This window comes from Actinomyces sp. oral taxon 170 str. F0386 (genome assembly GCF_000195595.1).
In the GTDB taxonomy this organism is placed as follows: domain Bacteria; phylum Actinomycetota; class Actinomycetes; order Actinomycetales; family Actinomycetaceae; genus Actinomyces.
Genome location: NZ_GL882539.1, coordinates 142,906 through 152,049, shown reverse-complemented (window position 1 = coordinate 152,049; position 9,144 = coordinate 142,906). Strand labels below are relative to the sequence as shown.

At 70.8% G+C, this 9,144-nt stretch carries 4 protein-coding genes; 2 read left to right on the top strand and 2 right to left on the bottom strand.

The features are described from left to right. Nucleotides 1-327 precede the first annotated feature (327 nt). On the bottom strand, nt 328-858 hold the full coding sequence (locus tag HMPREF9056_RS07275; protein WP_009746795.1) for a SprT-like domain-containing protein: 531 nt from the start codon (nt 856-858) through the stop codon (nt 328-330). 152 nt (nt 859-1,010) lie between these two features. Here HMPREF9056_RS07275 and HMPREF9056_RS07270 point away from each other — a divergent pair, with 152 nt between their 5' ends. Then, nucleotides 1,011-2,126, top strand: a complete 1,116-nt coding sequence (locus HMPREF9056_RS07270) for a hemagglutinin (RefSeq protein ID WP_253269971.1) — start codon at nt 1,011-1,013, stop codon at nt 2,124-2,126. A 425-nt stretch (nt 2,127-2,551) separates the two neighbouring features. Then, entirely contained in the window at nt 2,552-4,078 is a 1,527-nt protein-coding gene (locus HMPREF9056_RS07265; RefSeq protein ID WP_009746791.1) for a phospholipase D-like domain-containing protein, read from the top strand. A 305-nt stretch (nt 4,079-4,383) separates the two neighbouring features. On the opposite strand, the gene HMPREF9056_RS07260 is transcribed toward HMPREF9056_RS07265, so the two are convergent. Continuing rightward, on the bottom strand, nt 4,384-9,144 hold the full coding sequence (locus HMPREF9056_RS07260) for a DUF3418 domain-containing protein (RefSeq protein WP_009746790.1): 4,761 nt from the start codon (nt 9,142-9,144) through the stop codon (nt 4,384-4,386).

Genomic DNA, 9,144 nt, shown 5'->3' with positions numbered 1-9,144 from the left:
AAGCCTCGCGAGGTTCCACCTGCAACCCGGGGTCCCATGCACCCGAGGAGGAGGTTCCTCCTTCGCCAGAGCGACTGCGCCAGGCTCCCTATGACCCGACACCGTCTCAGAGATGCGGCCTGTCACTGGGCTCCCCAACCCTCGAGACCGTCTCTGTCCGGCGGTGCCCACTATGTAACGCCATCACCCTGTGAAGAGGAGGGGCAGGATCCTGGGAAAAATCTGGGAAATTCTCTTCTGGGTCGGTTCCCTGAGCCAAGCGTTTTCCCGGACGGGATGGACGCTCATCATCGCTCAGGAGGTGGAGGAGAAGGCGGACGGCTGTTCCTACGGGCCCGCCTCACGGCCGTTGTGACGGGCAAGCCGTAGAAGGAGGCTGTAGCGCTCACTGATCTCCTCGTGCGAGACGGTGACGCCGTCGAGGCTCCAGGAGAGCAGGTGCGCGAGGCTGAACCGAGGGGCGCATCGTGAGCAGGAGACGGGCGAGGCCGGGCGGCGCATCCGATCGACCTCGTGTCCCGCCGGGCACCTGCCCACCCAGCGTCCCCGCAGCCTCGGCGCCTGAGCGTCCACGAGCCGTCGGCCCGTGGCTCCCAGACGGGTCGCCTCCGCGGCCCAGACGGCGTCGTGCCCGTGGTGGGGGCCCACGCGGGCGTGGGCGATCTCGTGCAGGACCGTCTCGCGCACCTGCGCCTCGTCGTACAGGTTCATGAGGTGGCGACTGAGGGTGAGTCGGCGTCGGGCGTGGTCCGTCTGACCCGCCCGGCGACGCGCCCGGTCGAAGGCCAGCTCCCAGTCTCCGACGTCGGCCTCCTCCATGAGAGTGCGCGCCAGGCTCAGGACGTCGGGAAGGTTCACGGCCCCACAGTATGCGCCGAAGGCCTCACCTGGTCGGTATCGGCGGCCGGTTGAGGCGATGGCGGTGCCGCCGGGGGCGTCACCGGTTGTTCCGAGAACTCCTGGCTCCACGGGAGCGGTGCGTGCGCTCGTTGTATGACACGATGATGCCGATGTCCCACCATCCCTCCAACCGACGCTCGCGGGCCCGCCGAAGCGCCGGCGGTTCCGTCTCGTCCCAGCCGGCCCGTGCCTCGCAGCGCGCCCGCCCGGCGGCGCAGCGGGGCGGTGAGCGCTCCCGCGACGGCGGTCTGCACCATCCCGGACGCGGCCAGGGCCACCGGAGAGGTGGCAGGCGCCCGAACCGCCCGAGTGCCAGCGTCAGGCGCACGAGGCGGGATGGGAGGGGGACCATCCTGTCCTTCCTGCGCAGCCCGATCGGGGTCGTTCTCGGAGCCTTCCTCGTCACGCTCCTGGTGGGCCTCATCGCCTTGCGAGCCGCCGGCTCCGCGCTCAGTGGACTCGGTCTGGGACTGCGGCAGGCCTCTCAAGGGGCCACGAGCTCTGCGCCGGCCCCGTTGGCACCCGATGCGAGCGGGTTCGATGCGGCCCGCATCGTCGACGACGAGGTCTTCTACAACGCTGACGCGATGACGCGCGAGGAGATTGCCTCCTTTCTTGAGAGGGTCAACGCCGGCTGCCAGCCGGGCAGTGACGGCACCGAGTGCCTGGCCAGCGCCACCTTCTCCACGCAGGCCCGCGAGGCCACGACCTTCTGCCCCGGAGGCATCGAGGCCGCCTCCGGTCTCAGTGCGGCCGACGTCGTCTGGCGGGTCTCCCAGGCCTGCGACATCAATCCGCAGGTGCTCCTCGTCCTCATCCACAAGGAGCAGGGGCTGCTGACCGCCTCCGGCCGGACCCTGAGCGCCCGCGACTACGAGGCCGCCGCCGGGTACGCCTGTCCCGATCACGGAGCCTGCGACCCTCAGTGGGCCGGCTTCTCCTCCCAGCTCTACGGGGCAGCCTCCCAGTTCCAGCGATACCGCCTCAACCCGGGGAGCTACGACGTGGTGGCGCAGCGGCCGACGCAGATCGCCTACTCGCCGGACGCACAGTGCGGCAGTGGTGAGCTCACGGTGACGAACCAGGCGACGGCGGGCCTGTACAACTACACGCCCTTCCAGCCCAACGAGGCGGTCGTGAGCGGTGGGGACCAGTGCACCTCGTGGGGGAACTGGAACTTCTACGGCTACTTCAAGACGCTCTTCGGAAGTCCGACGTCGGACTAGCGGCTGGTGGTGATGTGTATGAAACGCCGTCGTTTCAAGGAATGTGGGGTACTGTAGTGCTGCGGCGAGAACGTCGTGACCATATCGTCATCAAGCGTCATCATTTAGATGCGTTATTTCCAGCCTTCTCTCAGACAGCGTCGGCAGAGTCATAGTCACCGCTGAACGATGGCGACCGCGAGGTACTGGGGAGTACCGCTGACCGGTCACCACCGAGTCCGGACCACAGCCAAGGGAATGTGTTCGGGCGTTTCAGTGAAGGAGGACCCGCTGCCGAATGGGAACCGGTAAGCGACCTCGTTGCGAAGGGCCCGGCCCGGTGGTTCAACCGGGGCGGGCCTTCGCAGTGCCTGGGCGTGGGGCCATCCGGTCCGCGCCCAGGCGCTTTTACGGGGGCTGCACGGCCGGCATGACATGATGCGAGCATGACGTTGCCACCGGTACTGGCGACCACCTGGGTCGTCATCGAGTACCTCATCAAGATCGCCGCGCTGGGCACGGTTCCGGAGAACCGTCGCCCGTCGTCGTCGACCGCGTGGCTGCTGCTCATCTTCCTGCTGCCGCTGGTAGGGCTCCCGCTCTACCTGCTCATCGGCAGCCCCTGGGTTCACGGCGCCCGTCGTCGTCAGCAGCACACCGTCAACGAGATCACCCTCGACTACACCCGTGCCATGCCCGACCTGCCCAAGGGTGCGCAGCCCTCGACCTACCTGGCCGGGGCGCTGCGAATGAACCGCCGGCTCACTGGGCTGCCCTGCGTCAGCGGCGAGGTGGTGGCCGTCCACGCCGAGCCCCGCACCACCTATGAGGCCATGGCCCGCGCCGTCGACGCCGCCACCGACCACGTCCACGTCGAGTTCTACATCATGAGCTGGGACGAGGTCACCGATGTCTTCTTCTCCTCCCTGGAGCGCGCGGTGGCCCGCGGGGTCACGGTGCGCCTTCTGCTGGACCACCTGGGCAGCCGCAAGTACCCCGGCTGGAAGCAGTTCTGCCAGCGCATGACCGACGCCGGGATCCGTTGGCGGCTCATGATGCCGTTGCTGCCGCTCAAGCGCCGGTGGCGCCGTCCGGACCTGCGCAACCACCGCAAGATCCTCGTCATCGACGGCGAGAAGGCCTTCGTCGGCAGCCACAACGTCATCGACCCCACCTACCGGACCCGACGCAACATGCGGGCTGGGCGCCGCTGGGAGGACCTGTCGATCGAGGTCACCGGGGAGATCGTCCTGGAGGCCCAGGCCGTCTTCGCCATGGACTGGTACTTCGAGGCCGGCGAGCAGCTCGAGGCCTTCGACCTGGCCCTGGGAACGCCCGTGGAGACCCTGCCGGAGATGGCGGGGCTCCCGGGTGTCCTGGTGGGGACCCCGGCCCCGCGGCCGGGGCGGCCCGACGCCGTTGTCAACGCCATGCAGCTCGTGCCCTCCGGGCCCGGCTACCCCACCGAGCCGAACCTGCGGATGTTCCTGGCGCTCATCAACGGGGCCAAGCGGCGTGTGTCCATCACCAGCCCCTACTTCATTCCCGACGAGGCGCTGCTGTCGGCCATGACGTCGGCCGCCTACCGGGGGGTGGAGGTCGAGCTGTTCGTGGGCAAGGAGTCCGATCAGTTCATCGTCAGCCACGCCCAGCGCTCCTACTACTCGGCGCTCCTGGCCGCCGGGGTGCGGATCTACCTCTACCCCTCGCCGACGGTCCTGCACTCGAAGTACATGACGGTCGACGACGAGGTCGGGGTCATCGGCTCCTCCAACATGGACTTCCGCTCCTTCGCCCTCAACTACGAGGTCATGCTGCTGGCCTTCGGCGGGGACCTCGACGACCTGCTGCGCATCAACGATGCCGACTACCGGGAGATCTGCACCGAGCTGACGGCCGAGGCCTGGGCCACCGAGCCCTGGTACAACCGCTACGTGGACAACGTCTGCCGTCTCATGTCCGCCGTGCTGTAGAAACAGCCGGGCGGATCAGCAAGCCCCGACGTCGTCGGCCCCCGCAACGGAGAGGTGCGGGGGCCGACTGTGTGGAACCGGAGAAAGCGTTCGTGAGATGCCTGAGACGGAGAGACGGAGAAAGCAGGCGTCGCAGTGATCGTTTCCTCTATGGCTCCAGGTTAGCCGCGCCGGACATCGGTGTAATCGTCCAGGTGGGCGAACGGGCCGCCAGCTCATCTCCTCCTGAGGGAGGAGACATCGTCCGTCGGGATGACGCCTCATGGTGTGCCCGCGAGGGGCGTGAGGCGAGTCGTCCGTGGGGATCAGGCGATCTGGGCGCAGAGCTTGGTGATGCGCTGGAGGCTCACCTTGCGGCTCGTGCCCAGGGTCTGGGCGAACAGGCTCACGCCCAGCTCCTCCACCATCCAACGGGCCTCCTCCAGCGCGGCCTCGCGCTGCGGGTCGGCCGGCAGTGAAGCCGTCTTGGCACGGGTCCTGTCCACCACCTCCTGGGCCTGGGAGACCTGGAAGGCCAGGGCCGCGTCCTGAGAGGCACCCGACGGCGAGGAGGACGCCTTCTCCACCCGCATCACCAGGGCCCTCAGGTAGCGCTCCAGATGCGCCAGGTACTCCGGCGGGGTGGCGGCGATGAAGCCATCAGGGACCAGGACAGCCGCGTGCTCGCGCACCTCCTGGAGCGTGCCCAGCAAGGTGAGCGAGGTGTGCTCGCCCACCACCCGGTCCACCTCCCGGGAAGCCTTGAGCGCCGCTGCCGCATTCCGAGCCACCCGGTGGACCTCGTCCTCGAGCTCGTCGCGCATGAGGCCGACCAGGGACTCGAAGACCTCGCGCCTGCGCACCTCGGCCACTGGCGTGCCGGGCTCCGAGGTCGCCCAGTGCCCGGCCACGATCCGTGCGGCGGCTACCTGCATGTCCTCCACCAGCGCCTCGGTGCTCCGGTAGGGGCTGGCCGCCAGGACGAGTGACTCCTTCGCGCTCCACCGGCTCGTCACCCGGGCCGTCGGCAGTGCCGTGCGCGCCAGGGCCAGCGCCGTGACCCCGGCGCCGTGAGCGCTCACCTGGGCGACGGCGTCGGGCAGGATCCGCAGGTCCGCGCTCCTGGGCGAGGCCGCCACCAGGGCCGGGTAGCCGCGCACCACCAGGCCGGCCCGGCCCGCAGTCTCCACCGAGGCCGGGATCGTCGAGCCATCCGGGTCTCCGAGACCGGGCACGCCACTGGGCCAGTCGCTCAGACCCTGACGCTCCTCCAGACCGGCGCCGGCTCCTGTGGTCCCAGTGGCCTCAGCAGCGCCGTCGGACCGCTGGACGGCGGCCGCTTGCCCGCCCTTCTTCCTACGCCCCTTACGGCTGGTCCTCTTGCCGGACCCCTGCGAGCCCTGACGCTCCTGGGCCTCGGCCATCGCCTGCGCCAGCGCGCCGCGCACCGCCGAGCGCACGGCCGCCTCCGTCTTGCCCGACAGCCGCTGCTGGAGCGAGACCAGGTCCCGGCTGCGGTCGATGACCCGGCCCCGGGCATCCAGGGCCGCGAAGGCCATCGCCAGGTGATCCGGAAGCCGCTCGGCGGCCTCGGCCCAGTCGGCCTCCGTGATCTCCACGCCCTTGAGCCGGGACACCACCCGGCTGAAGGCCTCCTCGAAGGGGACGTCCGGGCAGCTCGCGCCGGGCGGCGTCGGGAACTCCTGCTCGATCTGGGCCCGCACCTGAGCACCCACGTCCGGGGCCGGCACCAGCTGGCGGCGCACCCGCTTGGGCAGCGCCCGGATCGTGGCCACGCACAGCTCGGCCCGCATCCCCGGCACCAGCCAGTCGAAGCCCTCCGGGCTCAGGCGCCCCAGCACCTCCACCGGCACCTGGACGCTGACCCCGTCCTCGGTGTGGCCCGGCTCGAAGACGTAGTCCAGCCCCAGGGTGAGGTCCCCCTGCACCCACGTGTCCGGGAAGCCGCTCGCGTCATCGCCGCTTGGCAGCAGCAGCTCGCGGGTGAAGTCCAGCAGGTCCGGGGTGGCGCGCCGCTGATCCTTCCACCAGGCGTCGAAGGCCGCCGCCGAGGTGACCTCCTCGGGGACGCGGTCGTCGTAGAAGTCGAACAGGGCGGTGTCGTCGGCCAGCAGGCCGTGCTCGCGCCGACGCCGCTCCACGTCCTGAAGCTCCTCGACCAGGGCCCGGTTGCGCTCCACGAAACCGTGCCGGGCGTGCCATCCGCCCTCCACCAGACCCGAGCGGATGAACATCTCCCGGGCGACCTGGCGGGCCGAGTCCGTCCCCACGCTCGCCAGCGTCGCCGGCCGGTCCGCCACCAGGGTCATCCCGTAGAGCAGCACCTTCTCGTGGACCATCGCCGCCCCCTGACGGGTCGACCAGTAGGGCTCTCCGAAGACGCGACGGGTCAGGCCCGCCCGGTCCGCCACCTGCTCGATCCACCGGGAGTCTACCTTGGCCACCGTGCGGGCGAAGAGCCGGGAGGTCTCCACCAGCTCGGCGGTCATCACCCAGTCATAGGTCTTGCGGCGCAGACCCGAGCCCGGCCAGATCGTGAAGCGCGTCCCGCGTGCGCCGGCGTACTCCCGACGACGCTCGTCCCAGTTGCCCACGTTGGACAGCAGACCCACCAGCAGCGAACGGTGGATCGCGTCGGCGTCGGGCGTGTCCGCACTGCGCCCCAGGGCCACGACGGCGGCGGCCACGCCCCCGTTGGCGATCTGGGCGGCGTGGCTGCCCGGCTCCAGGGCCTCGGTGGCCGCTCGGATCGAGCGGGCCGTCGGCAGCTCCACCGGGGCTGCGTCCAGACCGAGGGGACGGGCCAGCTGGCGCAGCTGGGTGTGGACGTCCTGCCACTCGCGCACCCGCAGGTAGTGCAGGAACTCGGCGCGGCACATGCGCCGGAACGCCGAGCCGGACAGCTCGCGGCTCTGCGTGCGCAGGTAGCGCCACAGGTTGAGGTACGTCAAGAAGTCGCTGGTCGGGTCGGCGAACCGCCGGTGCAGGGCGTCGGAGGCCTCCTGCTTATCCGCCGGGCGCTCGCGGACGTCCTGGATGGACAGGGCCGCCACGATGACCATGACCTCCCCGACGCAGCCCAGCTCTCCCGCCTCCAGGAGCATGCGTCCCAGGCGCGGGTCGATCGGCAGGCGCGCCAGGCGCCGCCCGATCTCAGTCAGACGCGGTCCCCGGCGGCCTTGTCCGGGGGCGTCGTTGGACCGGGCGGAGGCGGACCCGGCCGACTCGATCGCACCGATCTCCGTGAGCAGCTGCAGGCCGGAGCGGACCTGACGGGAGTCGGGGGCGTCCAGGAAGGGGAAGTCCTCCACCGCCCCCAGGCCCAGGGCCGCCATCTGCAGGATGACGCTGGCCAGCGAGGTGCGCAGGATCTCCGGCTCGGTGTACTCCGGGCGCGCCTCGAAGTCGGCCTGCGAGTAGAGGCGGATGGCGATGCCGTCGGCCACGCGCCCGCAGCGGCCCGCCCGCTGGTTGGCGCTGGCCCGGCTGACCGGCTCGATCGGCAGGCGCTGGACCTTGGTGCGGTTGGAGTAGCGGGAGATGCGCGCCAGGCCCGGGTCGATGACGTAGCGGATACCGGGAACCGTCAGGGAGGTCTCGGCCACGTTCGTGGCCAGGACGATGCGGCGCACCTGGTGGGCCTCGAAGACCCGGTGCTGCTCGGCGGCGCTCAGGCGCGAGTACAGGGGTACGACCTCGATGGCGCCCGGCGTGCGCGAGCGACCGTCGGGCGTGTAGCGCGTCCCCAGATGGTCGATGAGGGCCGCCTCGGTGTCGCGGATATCGCGCTCACCGGCCAGGAAGATGAGGATGTCGCCGCTGGGCTCGCCCAGGAGCTCGTCGACGGCGTCGAGGATCCCGGTCACCTGGTCCTTGGGATCCCCGGTCTCGGCGGCCGCGGAGCCGACCCGGCCCCGGCCCTTGCCGCGAGCGCCCTGGTTCCGGGGAGCGAGCGACGCGGAGCCGGCACTGGAGCGGACGGCCTCCCGGCGGGCCCGGGCCGCGGCGCGCACCGCCGGGTCGGGGGAGGTCAGGGCCTCCAGCTCGGCCTCGCTCAGCTCGCCGGGAGCCGCCGGGCCGGGCGCGGGGGTGGGCGAGCCGCCGGCCGGTGGATGACCGACGTCGTCGGAGGCGGGCTCGGCGTCGTCGGGAGCCAGCGGACGGTAGCGGACCTCGACGGGGTAGGTGCGCCCGGAGACCTCGATGACCGGGGACCGCACCGCGGTCGCCTCGCCGAGGGGCTGCCCTCGGTCACCGGTGAGCTCGCGGCCGAAGTGCTCGGCGAAGCGCTCGGAGTCGATGGTGGCCGAGGTGATGATGACCTTGAGGTCGGGACGCCGGGGCAGCAGGCGCGCCAGATATCCCAGGATGAAGTCGATGTTGAGGCTGCGCTCGTGGGCCTCGTCGACGATGATCGTGTCATAGCGGCGCAGCTGGGGGTCGGACTGGATCTCCGCCAGCAGGATGCCGTCGGTCATGAGCTTGACGAGGGTGTTCTCGCCGACCTCCTCGGTGAAGCGCACCTGGTAGCCGACGACGCCGTCGCGCCCGATCGGGGTGCCCAGCTCGGAGGCGATGCGCTCGGCCACGCTGCGCGCGGCGATGCGTCGCGGCTGGGTGTGGCCGATCATCCCGGTCACGCCCCGGCCCAGCTCCAGGCAGATCTTGGGCAGCTGGGTGGTCTTGCCGCTGCCGGTCTCGCCGGCGACGATGACGACCTGGTGGTCGTCGATGGCGGCGGCGATCTCCTCGCGGCGCGCCGAGACCGGCAGCTCCTCGGGGTAGACGATCGCCGGGACGGCCTCGGCGCGGGCGGCGAGCTGCTCGGGGGAGTAGCTCCTCCAGGTGTTCCGACGCCGGCCAGAGCCCCTGCCTGAGCGCCGACCCTGGCGGTTGCGGCCATCGCTGCGTGGGTTGTGCCGGCCCTGCTTGTCCGGCGCGCCACCGGTACCGCGTCCGCCCTGCTCACGAGGTCTCACCTCACGCTGGTCCTCACCCCGACCACTGCTGTGCCCGCCGGCCTGATCGCCGCTGTGACCCTGGTACCGATCCTCGCCCTGTTCCAT

Coding starts and splice junctions, on each gene's coding strand:
- HMPREF9056_RS07270 (WP_253269971.1), top strand. CDS start 1,011: ATGTCCCACCATCCCTCCAACCGACGCTCGCGGGCCCGCCGAAGCGCC.
- HMPREF9056_RS07265 (WP_009746791.1), top strand. CDS start 2,552: ATGACGTTGCCACCGGTACTGGCGACCACCTGGGTCGTCATCGAGTAC.
- HMPREF9056_RS07260 (WP_009746790.1), bottom strand. CDS start 9,144: ATGGAACAGGGCGAGGATCGGTACCAGGGTCACAGCGGCGATCAGGCC.